This window comes from Kitasatospora sp. NPDC091276 (assembly GCF_040684355.1).
In the GTDB taxonomy this organism is placed as follows: Bacteria; Actinomycetota; Actinomycetes; order Streptomycetales; family Streptomycetaceae; genus Kitasatospora.
This window is the reverse complement of record NZ_JBFBFU010000015.1, coordinates 17456-35559: the sequence shown is the minus strand read 5'-3', so window position 1 is coordinate 35559 and position 18104 is coordinate 17456. Positions and strand designations below refer to the sequence as shown.

Annotated in this window: 12 protein-coding genes; all 12 read right to left on the bottom strand. The window is 73.5% G+C overall.

The genetic code is table 11. The annotated features are described in order from the left end of the window. Nucleotides 1-22: 22 nt before the first annotated feature. The gene (locus AB0O19_RS20045) at nucleotides 23-913 is read right to left on the bottom strand and encodes a phosphate ABC transporter ATP-binding protein (RefSeq protein WP_363581516.1); all 891 of its coding nucleotides are present in this window, start codon (nucleotides 911-913) and stop codon (nucleotides 23-25) included. A gap of 38 nt (nucleotides 914-951) precedes the next feature. Beyond that, entirely contained in the window at nucleotides 952-1863 is a 912-nt protein-coding gene (locus AB0O19_RS20040) for a class E sortase (protein ID WP_363621108.1), read from the bottom strand. After that, a complete protein-coding gene (locus AB0O19_RS20035; protein ID WP_363621106.1) occupies nucleotides 1860-3725 on the bottom strand; it encodes a substrate-binding domain-containing protein in 1866 nt (621 codons plus the stop codon). Before AB0O19_RS20035 ends, AB0O19_RS20040 begins: the two co-directional genes overlap by 4 nt. Before the next feature lie 38 nt (nucleotides 3726-3763). Beyond that, a complete protein-coding gene (gene pstA / locus AB0O19_RS20030; protein ID WP_363581522.1) occupies nucleotides 3764-5059 on the bottom strand; it encodes a phosphate ABC transporter permease PstA in 1296 nt (431 codons plus the stop codon). Between the two features lie 43 nt (nucleotides 5060-5102). Then, nucleotides 5103-6134 (bottom strand): phosphate ABC transporter permease subunit PstC, encoded by a 1032-nt coding sequence (gene pstC, locus AB0O19_RS20025; protein ID WP_350876910.1) that lies wholly within the window; start codon nucleotides 6132-6134, stop codon nucleotides 5103-5105. Nucleotides 6135-6509: 375 nt separating this feature from the next. Beyond that, the gene (locus tag AB0O19_RS20020) at nucleotides 6510-9089 is read right to left on the bottom strand and encodes a hypothetical protein (RefSeq protein WP_363621105.1); all 2580 of its coding nucleotides are present in this window, start codon (nucleotides 9087-9089) and stop codon (nucleotides 6510-6512) included. A 312-nt stretch (nucleotides 9090-9401) separates the two neighbouring features. Next, nucleotides 9402-9986: a hypothetical protein gene (locus tag AB0O19_RS20015; RefSeq protein WP_350876906.1), complete on the bottom strand. Its 585-nt coding sequence runs from the start codon at nucleotides 9984-9986 to the stop codon at nucleotides 9402-9404. A gap of 212 nt (nucleotides 9987-10198) precedes the next feature. Continuing rightward, nucleotides 10199-11239 (bottom strand): substrate-binding domain-containing protein, encoded by a 1041-nt coding sequence (locus AB0O19_RS20010; RefSeq protein WP_363621103.1) that lies wholly within the window; start codon nucleotides 11237-11239, stop codon nucleotides 10199-10201. Nucleotides 11240-11560: 321 nt separating this feature from the next. Next, entirely contained in the window at nucleotides 11561-11965 is a 405-nt protein-coding gene (locus tag AB0O19_RS20005; protein ID WP_363581528.1) for a hypothetical protein, read from the bottom strand. Beyond that, nucleotides 11955-12371 (bottom strand): hypothetical protein, encoded by a 417-nt coding sequence (locus tag AB0O19_RS20000; RefSeq protein ID WP_363621101.1) that lies wholly within the window; start codon nucleotides 12369-12371, stop codon nucleotides 11955-11957. The genes AB0O19_RS20005 and AB0O19_RS20000 overlap by 11 nt, the downstream gene beginning before the upstream one ends. Nucleotides 12372-12647: 276 nt before the next feature. Next, a complete protein-coding gene (locus AB0O19_RS19995) occupies nucleotides 12648-14315 on the bottom strand; it encodes a GAF domain-containing protein (protein ID WP_363621297.1) in 1668 nt (555 codons plus the stop codon). 257 nt (nucleotides 14316-14572) lie between these two features. Then, nucleotides 14573-18100 (bottom strand): thiol reductant ABC exporter subunit CydD, encoded by a 3528-nt coding sequence (gene cydD / locus AB0O19_RS19990; protein WP_363621099.1) that lies wholly within the window; start codon nucleotides 18098-18100, stop codon nucleotides 14573-14575. Nucleotides 18101-18104: the final 4 nt, after the last annotated feature.

Genomic DNA, 18104 nt, shown 5'->3' with positions numbered 1-18104 from the left:
CCGCCCGGGCCCTGGACAGGGCCTAGCCGAAGCGGCCGTTCACGTAGTCGGAGGTCCGCTGGTCGCGCGGGTTGCCGAAGACCTGAGCGGTCGGCCCGGCCTCCACGATCCGGCCCGGGGTGTCGTGGGTGGCCAGGAAGAAGGCGCAGGTCTGCGAGACGCGCTGGGCCTGCTGCATGTTGTGGGTGACGATCACGATGGTGAGCCGCCCGCGCAGTTCGGCGATGGTCTCCTCGACCCTCCGGGTGGAGGTCGGGTCGAGCGCGGAGCACGGCTCGTCCATCAGCAGGATGTCCGGCGAGACCGCCAACGACCGTGCGATGCACAGGCGTTGCTGCTGCCCGCCGGAGAGCGCGCCGCCCGGGGTGTGCAGCCGGGTGGAGACCTCGTCCCAGAGCCCGGCGCGGCGCAGGCTGGTCTCCACCAGGTCCCGGCGCTCCTCCTTGGAGACCTTGATCCCGGCCAGCTTCAGGCCGCTGGCGACGTTGTCCTGGATGGACATCGCCGGGAACGGGTTGGGCCGCTGGAACACCATGCCGATCCGGCGCCGCACCTCGGCGGGGCGCCGGCCGGGACGGTAGACGTCGTCGCCCTCCAGCAGCACCTCGCCGGCGAGCGCGGCGCCGCGCACCATCTCGTGCATCCGGTTGAGGATCCGCAGGTAGGTGGACTTGCCGCAGCCGGACGGGCCGATCAGCGCGGTGACCTCGCCGGCCGGCATCGCCAGCGAGACCCGCTCCAGCACCTTGCGGGCGCCGAACCACGCGGAGACCTCCCTGGTCTCCAGCCCGGCCAGCGGCTCGCCGCCGGGGTGCGGGGCCGGCGGCAGCGGCGGGAGGGTGAGGGTGTCGGCGGCCGGGTCGGTCGCCGGGGCGTCCGCCGTGCCCAGGCCGGTGGTCGGGGTGTCGGTCATCGGTGCATCCGTCATCGGTACGGCCTTCCGGGCGCGCTTCAGTAGAGGTTGGGCAGCAGGGCCGCGGCGTTCTCGTAGACCGCCCAGAGCAGCGCGCCGAGCACCGGCGCGAGGCTCAGGTAGGCCGCCGAGGCCCGCCAGTACCGGGCCAGCACGAGCGCGCCGAGCACCGCGCCCAGCAGCCCGAGCGACCACAGCTGCAGCGTGGCCAGCGCGCCCTTGTCGGCGGCCAGCGCCTTGTCGTACGGGACGGTCCTGGGCCGGCCGCCGGGGTTCTGCTCGGGGTCGCCGTCCAGCCGGGCGCCGACCATCACGGTCGAGCCGGGGATCCAGTCCGAGTCCCCGGTGACCAGGACGAGCCGGTTGCGGGCCGGGTCGGTGATCGGGTGGTCGCCGTCGCCGTACACGTTGACGGTGTAGGTGAACTTGCCCTGCCCGGTGGTGGCCTCGATCTTGTCGCCGACCCGGAGCCCGGACAGTTCGGCGAAGGGCGCGCCGAAGGTGGCGCCGCGGCCGAACAGCACCGCGACGCCGCCCTGGCCGGGCAGGGCGGTGTCCCGGCGGTGGCCGGGCCCGCGCATGAGGTCCCGGCCGGTGGTGCCCTCGACCACGACGGCCTGGTGCAGGCCGATCGCCGGGATGTCCAGCAGGGCCACCGGGGCGCCGTCGGCGGCGGCCCCGGTGGGGGCGACGGCCCGGGCGAGCTGGTCCCGGAAGGTCTTGTACGCGGTGGACTGGAAGTGCCGTTCCTGGACGTGCGAGAGCGTGAACAGGTAGCCGACGAAGCCCAGCACCAGCGCGGCCAGCAGGCTGGCCACCCGGGCGCCCTGGAGGAGGCGGCGCCGCGCGGGGGCGGCGCCGGGCCCGGCCGCGGGGGTCGCGGCGGGCGGGACCGCGGGCGTGGCCGGCCGCGCGGGGGCGGCCGGCTTCTCCAGCACCGGGGCGGTCACGAGGCGCCGTCCGAGGACTTGCGCCGGCGCAGCAGCCGTCGGCCGAGCAGCGGCGGGACGAGCACCACGGCGAGCAGTTCGAGGGCGGTGAGCGTGCTCAGCGTCCAGTCCTCGGGCTTGCCGGCCACCTCGACCACGTTCGCCGCGACCTCGGTGCTGCCGCCGCGGCCGCGGGCGACCACCTGGCCGGTCTGCGGGTCGACCACGTCCTCGGTGCCCGGGTCGCCCGGTGCGGCGCCGGCCGCGTTCGGGTCCGTGCCGGCCGCGCCGTCGGCCGCCGCGGCGCCGTCCCCGGTGCCGCCGGTGCCCGCGGCGCCACCGCCCGTGCCGCCGGCGCCGCCGGCCGCACCACCGCTCGTTCCGCTCCCGGTCCGGCCCGTACCGCCGCCGCTGCCGCCGCCCGTGCCACCCGTACCGCCGCCGCCACCGGTACCGCCGGCCGCGCCGCCGGCACTGCCGCCGCTGCTGGAACCGCCGGCGCCCGAACCGGTCTTGACCGCCTGGCCGCCCTGCACGGTGCAGTCCAGCGGAGCGCCCTGCTTGTCGCAGGGGCTGGGCTGCGGCGCGTTCTTGAGGACGGTCAGCTCACCGGTGGAGTTGAAGGTCGGGTTGGCGCAGTTGGACAGGGTGTCCGGGTCGACCGGGCTGGCGTTGCCGGGGATGCTCCTGGTCTGCAGCAGGCCGCCCTTGACCAGGCCGCGCGGGATCGGCGAGTAGCCGAGGCCGTCCGCCTCGCCCTGGCCCTCGCACAGCACGTAGGCGAGGAAGCGGCTGAGGGCACTGCCCTTGTCGTTGTTGAAGCGGGGCGGCGGGGGCAGCGCGGCCCCGGAGCGCGGCACGATCACGTAGCTGTAGCTGGAGATCGGGTAGGAGCGCGGGTCGTCCATGGTGTAGACGCCGTCGAGGTTCTGCTGCAGGTAGTTCGGGTCGGACACCGGGGTGTTGTCGTCGACGCCGCGGATCTTCGCCGCGGTGAGCGCCACGGCGACGTTGGAGGCGGTCGGCAGCGAGTAGTAGCCGGCCTGGTTGAGCACCTTCACGACCGGCCAGTTGCTGCGCTTGGCGAAGGCGTACTCGTCGTAGCCGATGGTGCCGAGGCCGGAGGAGGCCTTGATGTAGCCGGCGACGACGTCCGAGCCGTTCTGGGCGACCATCCGACCGGACGGCGGGAAGAACTCGGTGTAGTCGCCGCAGGAGACGCCGTTGACGGAGGAGCAGTACGCGTCCCACTGGTCCTTGTGGGTGTGCTCCATCCAGCGGGTGAACTGCGCGGTGGCGCCGGAGCCGTCCGAGCGGACCACCGGGGTGATCGGCAGGTTGGGCAGCGTCTTGCCGTAGTCGGCGGTGATCTTCGGGTCGTTCCAGTTGGTGATCTTGTTGGTGAAGATGTCGACGACGGTCTGCGGCGAGAGCCGCAGGTCGCGGACCTGCTTGCCGCCGACCACCAGGTTGTACATGAAGGTGGTGCCGCCGGCGGTGATCGGCACGTACGAGAAGCCGTAGGTCGGCTGCTCCGCACTGCCCTGGCCGTTGCGGCGGCCCGCGTCGTTCACGCCGGCGTCGGGCGTGGTGCGGAACGGCACGTCGGAGGCGGTGAAGTCGTTCTGCCCGAGGGTCCAGGAGTTGCGGCCGGCCGCCGAGCCGACCGGGTTGAAGCTGATCTGGATGCCCTGCGACCCGACGTCCTGGCGCCACTGGTCGATGGCCGGACCGGCCCAGCTGGACCCGTCCGCGCTCAGCGCGACGCTCGCCGCGAAGGCCCGGGAGCCCGGCCCCAGCATCGGCGCGGCCGCGAGCAGCAACAGGGACATCAGCAGGGCGAGCGCGCGGGCCACGGGGCGGCCGGCAGCCTCCCACGACATGGGGACTCCTCTGGGACGGAGGGTGGTTGGGTGGGTCATCAGCTGTTCCCGGGGAGTGGGACGGCGGTGGCCGGCGCATGGGCGGACGCGGTCCGCGCCAGCGCCGGACGGACGGTGTCGGACGGCCGGGCGGCTCGTGCGGCGGCCTCGGCGCGCCGCGCCTCCAGGTCGATCCGGCGCTTCTGCCGCCTGGTCAGCTCGCCCGGCTTGCGGCCGCCGAGCACGCGCGCGGTGACGAAGAGGATCAGCACCAGGACCATCAGGGTCAGTCCGGCCGCGAAGGCACGGGCGACCATCTCGGGGTAGGGCTGTTTGACGTAGTTCCAGATGTACAGCGGCAGCGACACCTGGTGCTCGTGGAGCGGGTCGGCGTTGAACTGCGAGGTGAAGCCCGAGGTCAGCAGGACCGGCGAGGTCTCGCCGACGCCGCGCGCCATGCCGAGCACCACCGCCGTCACCAGACCGGGCCGGGCGGTGGGAAGGACCACGTTCCACACCGTGCGCCACTGGCTGCCGCCGAGCGCGTACGAGGCCTCCCGCAGGGTGCCGGGCACCAGCCGGATGACCACCTCGGCGGCCCGGGTGACGATCGGCATCATCATCACGGTCAGCGCCAGCGAGGCCGCGAAGCCGCTCTTCTCGAAGCCGAAGGTGATGATGAAGACGCCGAGGATGAACAGGCCGGCCACGATGGAGGGCAGCGCGGTCATCGCCTCGACCAGCGTCCGCACCGGGCGCGCCAGCCGGCCGCCGACCTCGGACATGAAGATCGCCGCCGCGATGCCCAGTGGCACCGCGAACAGCGTTGCCAGGCCCAGCTGTTCGAGCGAGCCGACGATCGCGTTGAGCGCGCCGCCGGAGGTGATCGGGGAGAGCGCGGCGGTCCGCTCCATCGACTCGGTGAAGAAGTTGAGGTGCTGGGCCGCCTCGAAGCCGCGGCTGGCCACGTAGCCGATCTGGTCGACGATCAGCGCGACCACCAGCAGCCCGGAGCTCCAGGAGGCCACCGACACCAGCCGGTCGCGCACCATCAGCCTGCCCCACTGGAGCCGGCCGAGCGCGAAGTAGCCCGCCAGGAACAGGAGGTACCAGCAGACCAGGAAGCCGAACGCGCCGCTGAACGGCAGCACCCGCTCGTACAGCGCCCAGTTCAGCGCCAGCGAGCCGACCAGTGAGCCGGCCACGGTGAACACGTCCTCGCGGGTCACACCGCCGAGCCGCACCTTGGTCTGGGAGCGCGGTGGCGCGGCCTCGGCGGGTGCCTCGGCGGAGCCGGAGGGCGTCGGACCTCCGGGCCCGGACGCGGCGACCGGTGGCAGGTCGAGCGTGGTCATCGGGTCGTCCCTTCGACGCGGTGGGTCATGTCGGTACGCCGCCTCAGTCCGCGGTGGAGGCCCCGGAGCGGGACCGGTTGATCACGAAGCCGGCCGCCACGTTGACCAGCAGGGTCAGCGCGAACAGCACCAGGCCGGCTGCCATCAGCGCGGAGAGCGAGAGCGCGTCCGACTCGCCGAAGCGCAGCGCGATGAGCGCCGAGATCGAGTTGGCGCCGTTCTCCAGGATGTGCGTGATGGTCTTGAAGCTCGGCGAGACGATCAGCGCGACCGCGATCGTCTCCCCCATCGCCCGGCCGAAGCCCAGCATGATCGCGCCGATCACCCCGCCCTTGCCGAACGGCAGGACCACCGCGCGCACCATCCCCCAACGGGTCGAGCCCAGCGCGTACGCGCCCTCCCGCTCGCCCTGCGGGGCCTGGGAGAACACCTCCCGGCTGAGCGAGGTCACGATCGGGATGATCATCAACGCGACGACCACGCCCGCGATGAAGGTGGAGGAGGTGTAGGAGGTGCCGATGTCGCCGGTGCGCACCTTGAGGAAGGGGATCGTGTCGCCGAGGTGGTTGGTCAGCCAGCGGACGAAGCCGATGATGCGCGGCTGGAGGAAGAACAGCCCCCACAGGCCGTAGATGATGCTGGGGATCGCCGCCATCAGGTCGATCAGCGAGATCAGCGCCGCCCGCAACCGGACCGGCGCGTACTCGGAGATGAAGATCGCGGTGAAGAGGGCGACCGGGACGGCGATCACCAGGGCGATGACGGCGATCAGCAGGCCGTTCGGCAGGACGGCCGCGATGCCGAAGTTGTGCGCGGCGGTCTGCCACTTCTGCTCGGTCAGGAAGGACCAGCCGACCGCGCGCAGCGCGTCCGTGCCCCGCAGGATCAGGAAGAACGCGATCATCCCCATGATCGCGAAGACTGAGAGCCCGGCGACCCGCAGCACCCCGCGGAACACCCGGTCGCCCGGGGTCGCGGGGGCGGTGATGGTGCGCGGGACGTCCCGGTCGGGCCCGTGGCCGGGTTGGCCTGGCACCCCGGCGTACGGTGCCGCGGGCTCGGCGGCGGATGTCATGGTCTGCTCTCCGTGCTCGGGTGCGGGGGACGGATCCGGTGCGTACCCATTCGGCCAGCCACAGGTGGCCGGATCGGGTCGTGCGTGTGTACGAGGGCCCAACGCGGCAACTCGGTGGCGGAGTTGGGAACTCCGAATGGCCGGACCGGACCGGCGAATGACATGTCCGTGCTGGGGCTTATCACCCAAGTCCTTTGATGTGAAAGGTATTTGCCTTCGATCACGCGCGGCCGAAGCATTGGCCGATTCCACCCCAGACGCAACGCGCGTTGACTCCAAGCGACTTCAGCTATGCGAAAACGACTCGGCGGGGCCGAAACGGCGGCCCCGCCGAGTCGTGCTTCGGTGATTCTGTTGTGTCCCCGCGTCAGACCGTCACGGGCGGCGGCGCAACCGCGACCAGCCCTTCCGCACCTCCGCCAGCGCCCGCGCCCCGGCGGGCGTCCCGCCCAGGAAGAGGACCGCCGGACCGCCGACCAGCAGCACCAGGCCGCCGATCAGCGCGACGGGCAGCAGCAGCCGCGCGGCGCCGGAACGGTCGGGCGCCGGAGTACCGGCCGCGACGGGCGCGGCGGACAGCGGCTTGCCGGGCGTGCTGGGCGTCGTGCCGGGCTTGGCACCGGCACCGGCACCCGCCGCCGCTCCGCCCGCCGCAGTTCCACCGGCCGCCGTTCCCGCTCCACCGGACGCGGAGCCCGCACCGGTGCCGGACAGGCCACCGGTGGCGGACCCGCCGGACCCGCCGGACGCCTGGTCCCCGGTCTCGCCGGAGGCCGCGGCCCCGCTCCCGCCGGACGCTCCGCCCTCACCGACCTGGGTGACCGGGGCGACGCCCTGCCCGCCCCCCGTACCGGAGGCCGGCGTCGAACCGTCGCCGCCGGTCGCGGGCGGGTTCGGCGGGGCGGCCTGGTTGCCGGGCAGCTTGGCGTCCTGCGCCTCCAGGTGGCCGATCGCGTCCCCGGCCTGGGTCCGCTGGGCGGCGGTCAGGGCGAGGAAGCCGGGGGCGAGGTGGCCGGGCTCGTACCCGTAGACCTGGCCGGTGGTGGTCACCGCGCGCATGAACTTGGTCATCGCGGCCACCTTGCCGGCCGCGACGTCCTTGGTCGGGAGCATCGCGTACTGCACGGCGGTCAGCGGGTAGGCCTTCTGGTCACGCGCGAGGGCCGAGTCGGACGCGCCGTACGGCAGGGACTGCACGCCGGTGGCCTGGTCGACGGTCATGTCGGCGACGGCCGCCTGGAAGCCCGGGCCGTCCGGTGAGACGAAACCGCCGGCCGGGTTGAGCAGTTGGGCCTCGGGCAGCGAGTAGGCCTTCGCCTCGCCGGTGTCCATGATCGCGAACAGCGTCCGCTTCCCGATCTTGAGCGGCGGGCACAGGTCGTGCGAGCCGTCCGACTTCGTGTCCCCGTTGACGCAGTTGGGCTGGTTCCACAGCACCTTGCGCACCACGTCGTTCAGCCCGGTCGAGATCGGGTTCCACTCGAACTGCTTCCAGTTGCGCTTGGCGTCCTCCTTCGCGTCCGGGATCCCCGAGGAGTCCTGCCGGACGAGGGAGTCGGTCGGGTAGCCGGAGAAGGCCGGGCGCAGGTAGAAGCTGTCCACGTGCATGCCCCACGGGTCGGACTCGCCGTCCAGGAAGCGCACCGCGTCGGGGTCGGAGGCGATCCACGACGTCAGCTGGTACGTCATGTCCGCCGTCCCGCCGAACACCGTCGGGGTGGTGTTGTTCGAGAGGCACCCCGTGGGCCAGGAGACCGTGCCGTCCGAGGGCAGCGGGTTCAGCTTCTGGAACTCCGGGTCGTCGAAGATGCAGATCGGGTTGCCCTTCACCGACGGGATCGCGGCGCCGGGCGAGGCGTAGGACTGCGTGAGCAGCTTGGCCAGCAACCGCGCGTTGAGCTTCATGCTCCTGATCTGCCGACCGGTGTTCGGGTCGTCCACGACGAACACCACGGAGATCCCCGAGGTCGCGATCGGCGCGTACACGTACGGGCGCGGTGGCGGCGCCTGGGTGTCCGGCCGGGACGCCAGCGCCATGTCGCCGCCGCCCGACAGGAAGTCCGTGCGGGCCTGGGCGTCGCCGTTCGCGAAGCCGTACGTGAGCGACATCGGCTCGGTGCCCTGGCACAGCCCGGCCTGCCACTGCGCCATCGCCCGCTTGGCCGGTTCGAGTCCGGCCACCCTGAAGGCCGCGTGCTGGTCCGGACAGGCCGCCGCCGTGGGGGCGAACTCCAACGGCACCACCGTGCGGCGCTCCCAGGAGCACTGCTCGGACGTCTTCATGTTCGTGTAGCGGTTGATGGTGCCGTTGAGCTTCAGGTCGGACGCCATGCCGAAGTCCAGGTCCAGGCTGTGGTTGTCGCAGCCGAGGACGCCCTTGCGGGTCTTGTCCGCCCAGGCGATCGAGTCGCCACCGTAGTTGGGCTCGACGACCAGCGAACACGGGTGCTTGTCGTCACAGCCCAGGGTGGGGCTCTGGTCGGCCGTGTAGAGCTCGATGTCCGCGAAGCCCGAACCGTCCGGGCCCGTGACCGAGACGACCATGTTCGACGGGTAGTCGGGGAAGGTCGTCCCCGGTGCGGGCGTCTTCTGCTGGAAGCCCGCCGCCGCGTCGGCGTTGTACAGGGTGCTGTCGTAGCAGTCGGTGACCTTGGGGTCGGTGCCCCGGCACTGGTACACCCGCACCTGGTAGAAGGGCTGCTCGCTGCGCGGTGCCGGCCCGTTCAGCCAGGGATCGCCGTTGGCGTCCGAGGTCGGGGTGAACCCCTTCCAGCCGACGTGGACCACCTGGTTGACCAGGTTCTTGGTCTGCACGACGCTCACACTGCCCTCGGGGCCGTACACGCCCTCGTTCGGCTGCCACACCTTGGGCCCCGGCACCGTGACGGCGGAGTCCTCCGCCACGGCCTGCGGCAGCGCCCCCAGGCCGATCGGCAGCACGCCGACAGCGACCACCGACGACCACACCATCGCGAGAGCGGGCAGTCGGCGGCGCCAACGGCCCAAGGGTCTCCGGTCGGGCGGTCGGACTCTCATGGCGGGCACCTCCGTGCGATTGCGCGCCGCCGGGAGACGCGGCGCAGGGGATCGGGCATCGAGCGGCCGACGATTCCGGTACCCGTCCATTCGGCCAGCCGCAGATGGCCGGATCCGGTCGCCCGCGTGTACGAGACCACAACGCGGCACCTCGCTAGCGGAGTTGACGCCTTCACGGAAAAACAGGCCCGCGCCTGTCGGCACGGGCCTGGACCAACCTGCGGGCGGTGCTCAGCCGTTGAAGGTCAGCGCGAAGGAACCGATCGCCTGACCGTTCGTGAAGAAGGAGGTGTTCAGCTTGCTGTCGAGGAACTGCGCACCCGCGGCGTCCACGGTGAGGGCGGAGGCGGTCAGCGACTGCGTGGTACCGCTCTGCTCGGTCCGCTGGAGGCCGGCCGGCTTGAACAGCAGGACCGGGTCGGTGGCGCCGTCCGGCACACCGGTGAGGCGCCAGTCGTCGGCGCTGAACGCGAGCTGCTTGAAGAGCACGCTCTTGCCGGTGAAGACGTCGACGAACAGCAGGCTGCCGCCGAGCGTCGCGTTGCCGTAGTAGCCGCGCAGGTTCACGCTGCCGCCGGTCACCGGGAGGCTCGTCGCCAGGCCCGCGGTGGTGTTGTAGGAGACGCTGGCGTTCGGCAGCGGAACGATGAACACACCGTTTCTCGCCGCGGCCTGGAGGAAGGTGTTGTTCTCGGTCACCACGGCGCTGCCGGTGGGGACGGGAGCGGTGTCGGCCGCGGCCACGCCGCCGAAGGCGGTGACGGCGAGGACGACCGCGACGCCGCCGGCGAGGAACCGACCGGTGGTACGGGACATGCTGGGCTCCTTGGGAGAGGAAGGTTTCGCGCTGAGGGTGGAGAACCGGTCCGAGGACCGGCCGACGGGTCCGACCGGAGCCGGCCCGTTCCCTTCGAGACGTCCCGCCGGTGGGCCGGCGACCACGGGCGCGAAGCCCGTGGCCGCCGGATGGTGCGGGGTGGATCAGGTGCGGGATGGATCAGGTGCGGGGTGAGTCAGGTGAGGGTGGATCAGGTGAGGGTGGCGACACCGCAGGCCGGGGTGGCCAGGAAGCCGTAGCTCGCCAGGTCGGCGGCGGCGACCGGGTCGTTGCAGATCCAGCCGTTGGAGCCGAAGATCGCCTGGAGCGCCTGGCCGTGCGCGTCGGTCGCCGTCCACTCGGTGTCGCGGATCACGTTGTAGACCACGCGGCCGAAGGAGGAGTTGGCGAACTTGGTGTTGATCACGTTGTTGGTGACCGGGGTCAGGGTGGCGCCGTTGACCACGATGTTGCGCAGGGTCAGGCTGCCGGGGGCGTCGGTCGCCGTGCCGTGGCCGCCGACGGTCTGGCCGAGGTAGTGGGCGACGGAGTAGGGGAAGACGACGTTCGGGTCGGTCAGGTTGGCGTCGGTGCCCTCGTTCTCCTCCGGGCCGGTGGTGACGCAGGCGCCGGGGGTGGTCACGCCGATCGCACCCAGGAAGAAGGAGCGCGTGCCGGAGTCGGCCTGCGGCAGGAACGGCTTGATGGTGGCGTTCGGCAGGCTCGCGCTGATCTGGTTCCAGTTGGTGGTGGTGCAGTTGTAGATCGCGGTCAGCTGCGCGGAGGTCAGCTGCGCCGGGGCGTTGCCGTTGCTCGGGGCGGACCAGGTGACGGCGTCCTTGGCGAGCGCGACGAAGTCCAGGCCGTGGGCGTCGGTGGCCGCCGGGCCGCGCGAGGAGCGGGCGAAGTCCACGGTCGCGCTGGTGTTGGCGACCAGGGCCTTGATGCCGGCGCCGGAGCCGTTCGGGCGGGCGATCGAGGTGGCGCCGGTCTTGGTGGTGATCGGCGAGGTGCCGGTCGCGTCCCAGCTGTACAGGCGCGGCGCGGTGGAACCGGCGCCCAGGGAGGCGTTGTAGTCGGCCGAGAACTGGTTCAGCAGGACCTGGATGGTGTCCGAGCCGACACCCACGATGTCCTGGGCGGCCGGGGTGACACCGGCGGCCGGGTCGGCGATGGCCGAGCCCGAGGCGACGGTGGCGAGGGAGGTCGCCAGGGCGGCAACGGTGAGCAGCTTGGCAGCGGTCTTACGCATGTTTCTCTTCCTCCGGTGGGAGAGACGTCCATCGCGTGAACCCGTGCTCTGGTTGGGAGCCCGGGGCCGGTGGCCGCGTCCGCTGCGGCCGCTCCGGCAGTGCAGATCCTGTCCGGCCCGGAGGTTCCGCCGGAAGGGAGGTCGAGGGCGGGTCGGGATTGTCGACTCATCGGTTCGACGAGGTTTAGCGACTGGTCAGCACGGGCGCGGCGGAGGGGAAAGGGGGTGGTCGGAGGCCGGTGACGTTCTTCTCCAGGTGGCGACTCGGGGTGTTGCCGGAAACCTGCGCTTCACCGGAACTGCACGTGGGCCCCGGCCGCCTCACAGCGGCCAGCGGCCGTCCCGACCGCCCCGCCGCAACTCCTGCCCCACCCACTGGAGTCCGGACAGGAAGCCCTCGGCGCCGGCCTGGCACTGGTCGCGCCGCAGGTAGCCGCGGGCGCTGCGTGCCACCGGCGCGGGCTCGACCGCCGCCCGCCGGGTGCTGCGCGCCGGCAGGTAGGCGGACCACACCCACTGCCGACCCTCGGACTGGGCCACCGAACATCGAAGGGCCGCCCGCTCGATCAGCAACACCCGGACCGCCTCGGCGAGTTCCTCCTCGCTGCGGTAGGTGCGCACGCCCACGCCGAGCGGCCGCCCGTTGGCGGCGCGCAGCGCCCAGCCCAGGCAGCGTTCGGGTGCGGGGACGATCAGCAGACGGGGGCCGCGCCCCTCAGCGGCCATCGGGGCGTCTCAACGAGACCGTGTTCCGGGGAAGTTCACGGCCCGGCAGATCACGAACCGGCCGCTCCCTGGCAGGCCGCTCACGAACGGCTTGGTCGCGAACGGACTGGTCGCGAACGGGCCGGTCACGCGCGGGCAGCTCCCGCACGGGCAGGTCCCGCGCGGGCTGTTTGGCCAGCAGCACGACGAAGCGCCGGAAGGCGTTCTGGCAGGTCGCGTACCGCTCGTACGCGCGGCTGGAGCGCACCTCGGGCAGGCTGCGCGACCCGGGGACGACCCAGATCCAGCCGATGCCGTCCCGGACGTGGGTGATCCGCGCGGTGAGTTCGGCGGCCCCGACGCGTAATCCGTCGAAGCCGCGCTCGGCCTCGCCGGGCGTCTCGAACATGGCGGCGGTGATGGCCACCACCCGGCCGTTCGGCGCCTTCAGCTGCCAGCGGTACCGCCCGTCCGGGGCGCGCTCCGTCCTGAACCCGCCTCGACTTGCCCCTGCTGCGGTGTTCCCGCGGCCAGACGCGTCCACTGCTCCCCCCGTCCGGTTACCCCTCCGAGACCGGTGCAAAGCTATGTGTGCACACGGACCCACGGAAAGCCCAGAACGTTCACAACTTGCGGTGTTGGTCGGGAAGTTCTCCCTCGTTTAACTTTCACCGGCCAACCGCCGAGGAGGATCGGGCCGGGCTCAGAGCCGGGCCGTCCAGCGGACCATGGTGCCCTTCCCGTACGGTCCGTTCTCGTGCCAGGCGGCGCCGCCGAGCGCCTCGGCCCGCCGGGTCAGGTTGAGCAGGCCGCTGCGGCGCCCGCCCGCCGGGATGCCGACGCCGTCGTCGGTCACCGTCAGCAGCACGCCCGGGCGCCCGCCCCGGTCCAGCGACTCCGGGTCGCCGCTCACCGGCCGGCCGGTGTCGTCCAGGTGGGCGGTCGCGTCGATCTCGACGCCGACCCGGGAGGCCCGCGCGTGCCGGGCCGTGTTGGAGAGCATCTCCCTGAGCGCGGCGAGCAGTTGACGGCCGTTCTTCTCCTCGACCAGGCTCTCCACCGGCCCGACGAAGCTCACCGAGGGTTTGAAGCCGAGCGCCGCCGCGGCCTGGCTGGCCTCCCGCAGCACCCGGGTGCGCAGGGTGTCCGGCGCGTCGCCGTGGTTGTCGTGCTGGAGGGCGTAGATGGTGGTGCGGACCTCCTGGATGGTGGCGTCCAGCTCGTCCACCGCCTTGCCGATGCCGACCTTCACCTCGGGCACCACGGACCGCCGGGCCGCGCTCTCCAGCATCATCCCGGTGGCGAACAGCCGCTGGATCACCAGGTCGTGCAGGTCGCGGGCGATCCGGTCGCGGTCCTGGAAGACGGCCAGGCGCTGCTGGTCGCGCTGGCCCTCGGCGAGCCGCAGGGCCAGCGCGGCCTGCGAGGCGAAGGTCTCGGCGAGCTGCTTCTCGGTGTCGGTGAACGGCAGGGCGCCGCGCGGGCGCCAGACGCAGAGTCCGCCGAGCACCCGCCCGGCGGCGACCATCGGGACGGCCATCGACGGGCCGAAGGCGCGGGCGAGCCGGATCTCCACGGTCGGGTCGCTGGACATGTCGTCCAGGTGGATGCTCTCCCCGGCGAGCAGCCGGGCCGCGAAGCTCTCCCTGGGCAGCAGCTCGCCCCGGACGAACTCGGCGGCCTCGCCGGAGGCGTGGGCGACCCGCATCTGCCCGTCGCCGTCCTCCGTCGGTTCGGTCGGGAGCAGGATCATGCCGAGCGCGGCGTCCGCCAGCTCCCGGACCTGCTCGGCCGCGACGGTGAGCGCGGTCTCGGCCTGGTCGGTGGAGAGCAGCGCCGTGGTGACGGCGGAGGCGCCGGCGATCCAGCGTTCCCGGCGCCGCCCCTCCTCGTACAGCCGGGAGTTCTCGATGGCGACGCCGGCCGCCGCGGCGAGCGCGTGCACCACCTGTTCGTCCTCGGGGGTGAAGGCGCCGCCGCCCTTCTTCTCGGTGAGGTAGAGGTTGCCGAAGACCTCGTCGCGGACCCGGATCGGCTCGCCGAGGAAGGTCTTCATCTCCGGGTGGTGCGGCGGGAATCCGGAGGAGCGCGGGTCGGCGCCGAGGTCGGCGAGCCGCAGCGGCTCGGGGCGGTCGATCAGCGCGCCGAGGATGCCGCGGCCGGCGGGCAGGTCGCCGATCTCGGCGGCGGTCTCGTCGTCGACGCCGACGTGGATGAAGTCGGCCAGGCCGGTGCGGCCGGGGGCGATCACGCCGAGGGCCGCGTACCGGGCGTCGACGAGTTCGGCGGCGCCGGTGGCGATCCGGTGCAGGGTGGCGTGCAGGTCGAGCCCGGCGCCGATGGAGACCACCGCCTCCAGCAGCCGCTGCATCCGGTCGGTGACCGCGGCGGCCGACTGCAGGCGCTCCGCGACCTCGGTGACCAGGGTGTCCAGCCCGAGCGAGGCGATCTCCGGCACCCGATGGGGTGTCGGCTCGGGCGCGGCGGCGGAGGGCTCTGGCGTGGGGTCCATGCAGAAAGCCTAGTTTGTACGCTTTTCATCCGAAGGACGGCGCGACTCGGGAACCGCGCCCTGCCCGGGCCCGACGAGCGGCCCCGACCAGGCTGAACGGGCGGCCCCGACCGGGTCTAACGGGTGGCCCCGACCGGTTCCAGCAGCCCGTCCGCCTCCCGCTCCCGCCGCCACATGGTGTGCAGCCGCCCGTCCCGGTCCGCGATCAGCTCCGACCAGCGGCCGCGCTCGGCGACCCGGCCGCCGTCCAGCACCAACACCTCGTCGACGGTGGTGTCGTCCAGTCCGGCCAGCCGGTGGGTGATCAGCACGGTGGTGCGGCCCTCGGTGGCGGCCAGCAGGTCGGTGGTGAGCGCGTCGGCGGTGGGCAGGTCGAGGTGTTCGGCGGGCTCGTCCAGGACGAGCACCGGGAAGTCGGCGAGCAGGGCCCGGGCCAGTGCGAGCCGCTGCCGCTGGCCGCCGGAGAGCCGGGCGCCGTGCTCGCCGACCATGGTGTCCAGGCCGTCGGGCAGGGTCAGCGTCCAGTCCAGCAGCCGGGCGGCGGCGAGCGCGGCACGCAGGTCGTCCTCGGTGGCGCCCGGCCGGGCCAGCCGCAGGTTCTCCCGCAGCGAGCTGTCGAAGACGTGGGCGTCCTGGGCGCACAGTCCGATCACCCGGCGGACGTCCTCGCCCGCGAGCGCGCGGCTGTCCACAGCCTGTGGACAGCCGTCGGCGAAGGTGACGCCGCCCGCGCTCGGCTCCAGGAACCGCAGCAGCGCCTGGGCCAGGGTGGTCTTGCCGGAGCCGGACGGGCCGACCACGGCGATCCGGCGGCCGGCCGCGAGGTCGAGGTCGACGCCGGTGAGCGCGTCCACGGCCTGCCCGGGGTGCCGGACGGTCAGTCCGCGCACGGCGACCGGCAGCGGCTGTTCGGGCAGCGCGGCGGGCGCGGCCGGCTCCGGGACGGCGGCCTCGGCCTCCAGCACCTCGTCCAGCCGGGCCCGCGCGGCCCGGCTGCGCTGGCGCGCCTGGACGGCCAGCGGCATCCCGGTGACGGCCTCGAACGCGGCCAGCGGGGTGAGCACGACCACGGCCAGGCAGACCGGCGCCAGCGCGCCGCCGTGCACCCCCTGGACGCCGACGGCCGCCGCGGCGGTCACGGTCAGCCCGGTGAGCAGCGCGATCAGCCCGGTGCCGAGCGCGGTGGTGGCCGCCGAGCGGGCGGCCAGCCGGGTGAGCGCGGCGTCGGCGCCGTGGACGGCCGCGAGCCGGCCGGGCAGCGCGCCGGCCACGGTGAGTTCGGCGGTGCCGGTGAAGGCGTCGACGACGGTGGTGGCGAGCCGCCCGCGCTCCGGGGCCTGCCGCCGTTCGGCACCGGCCGACCAGCGGGCGGCCAGGGCGGGCACCACCGCGCCCGCGAGCAGCAGCCCGACCCCGAGCACGACCCCGGCGGCGGGCAGGAAGGCGCCCATCGCCGCCGCCGCGGCCAGCGAGACCACGCCCGCCACGGCGGCCGGCAGCCGCCAGCGCAGGTGGTGGTCCTGGATCGCGTCGACGTCGGAGACCAGCCGGGAGAGCAGGTCGCCGCGCCGGAAGGCGGGCAGCCCGGCCGGGGCGAGCGCGGTGAGCCGCCGGTAGACGGCGGCCCGCAGGGTGCCGAGGGTGCGCAGCACGGCGTCGTGCGAGACCAGCCGCTCGGCGTAGCGGAAGACGCTGCGGCCGATGCCGAAGGCCCGTACCGAGGTGACGGCCATCATCAGGTAGAGCACCGGCGGCATCTCGGAGGCCCGGGAGATCAGGTAGCCGGAGGTGGCCATCAGCGCGACGGCGCAGCCGAGGGCGAGCGCGCCGAGCAGGACGGACAGCGCCAGTCTCGGGGTGGCGGCGGCGGCTTCGGGCTCGTCCTGTGCCGCGGCGGGGGCGGGCGTCGGCCGCCCGCTGTGCGCGGGCCGCTCGACCGCAGCGGAGGACGCAGCGGAGGCCGCAGCCGCGGCCGGGCCGGCGGCCGGGGCGGGTGCCCCCGTCAGCCGGACCCGGTGGTCGGCGACGGCCAGCAGCGCCGGCCGGTGGGCGACGATCAGCACGGTGCGCGCCGGGTCCTCGGCGAGCGTCCGGACGGCGTCCACGACGGCGGCCTCGGAGGCGCCGTCCAGGTTGGCGGTCGGCTCGTCGAGGAGGACCAGCGGCCGGTCGTCGGCGAGCAGGACGCGGGCGAGCGCGAGCCGCTGGCGCTGCCCGGCGGAGAGCCCGGCGCCGTCCTCGCCGAGCGGGGCGTCCAGCCTGGTCACGAAGTCGAGCGCGTGCGCGGCCCGAAGCGCCGTCCACAGCTGCTCGTCGGTGGCCTCCGGGCGGTAGAGCCGCAGGTTGTCGGCGACCGTCCCGGCGAACAGGTGCGGGTGCTGCGGCACCCAGGCGATCTGCCGCCGCCAGCTCGCCGGTTCCAGTGCGGCCAGGTCGTGGGTCCGCCCGTCGGCGGCGGTGATCCGGACGGTGCCGGCGTCCGGGGCGACGAGGCCGAGCAGGACGGCGAGCAGGGTGGACTTGCCGGCCCCGCTCGGGCCGGTGAGGGCGGTGGTGGTGCCCGGGCGCAGGGTCAGCGCGGCGCCGTCCAGCGCGGGCTCGGCCCGCCCGGGGTGGCGTACGACCAGGTCGGAGACGGCGACGACGGCCCCGGTGAGGGCGGGTGCGGGCACCGTGCCGGCGGCGGGCAGCGGGGTCTCCAGCACCTGGAAGATCTCGTCGGCGGCGGTCAGGCCCTCCACGCTGGAGTGGTAGAGCGCGCCGACCTGGCGGATCGGGAAGTACACCTCGGGGGCGAGGATCAGGATCAGCAGCCCGGTCTCCAGGTCGAGCGTGCCGTCCACCAGCCGGAAGCCGACGGTGACCGCGACCAGCGCGACCGACAGGGTGGAGAGCAGTTCCAGCGCGAAGGAGGAGATGAAGGCGATCCGCAGGGTGCGCAGGGTGGCGCGGCGGTAGTCGGCGGTGATCCGGGCGATGGTGGCGGCCTGGGCGCGGGCCCGGTTGAACACCTTGAGGGTGGGCAGTCCGGCCACCACGTCGAGGAAGTGGTGCGAGAGCCGGGCCAGGGTGCCCCACTGCCGGTCCATCCGGCTCTGGGTGGCCATCCCGATCAGCACCATGAACAGCGGGATCAGCGGGAGCGTCCCGGCGATGATCGCGGCCGAGGCGAAGTCGGCGCCGACGATCCGCAGCAGCACGATCACCGGGACGACGACGGCGAGCGCCAGCTGCGGCAGGTAGCGGGCGAAGTAGTCGTCCAGCGCGTCGACGCCGCGGGTGGCGAGGGTGGTGAGTTCGCCGGTGCGCCGGCCCGCCAGGTAGGCCGGGCCGAGCGCGGTGGCGTGGTCGAGCAGCCGGCGCCGCAGGGTGGACTTCACCCGGGCGACGGACCGGTGCGCGGTGAGTTCGGTGAGCCAGCCGACCAGCCCGCGCCCGACGGCCGTCAGGGCGAGCAGCAGCAGCGGCGTGGTCAGCTCGCCGAGGGTCGCCTGGCGCTGGAAGGCGCGGACGACGATCTCGGCGATCAGACTCGCCTGGGCGACCACCAGGGCCGCTCCCGCCCCGCCGAGGAGCACGGATCCGGCGAGGAAGGCACGGGTGGTGCGGGCGTACCCGAGGAGTCGGGGGTCGACCGGCTTCACGGCG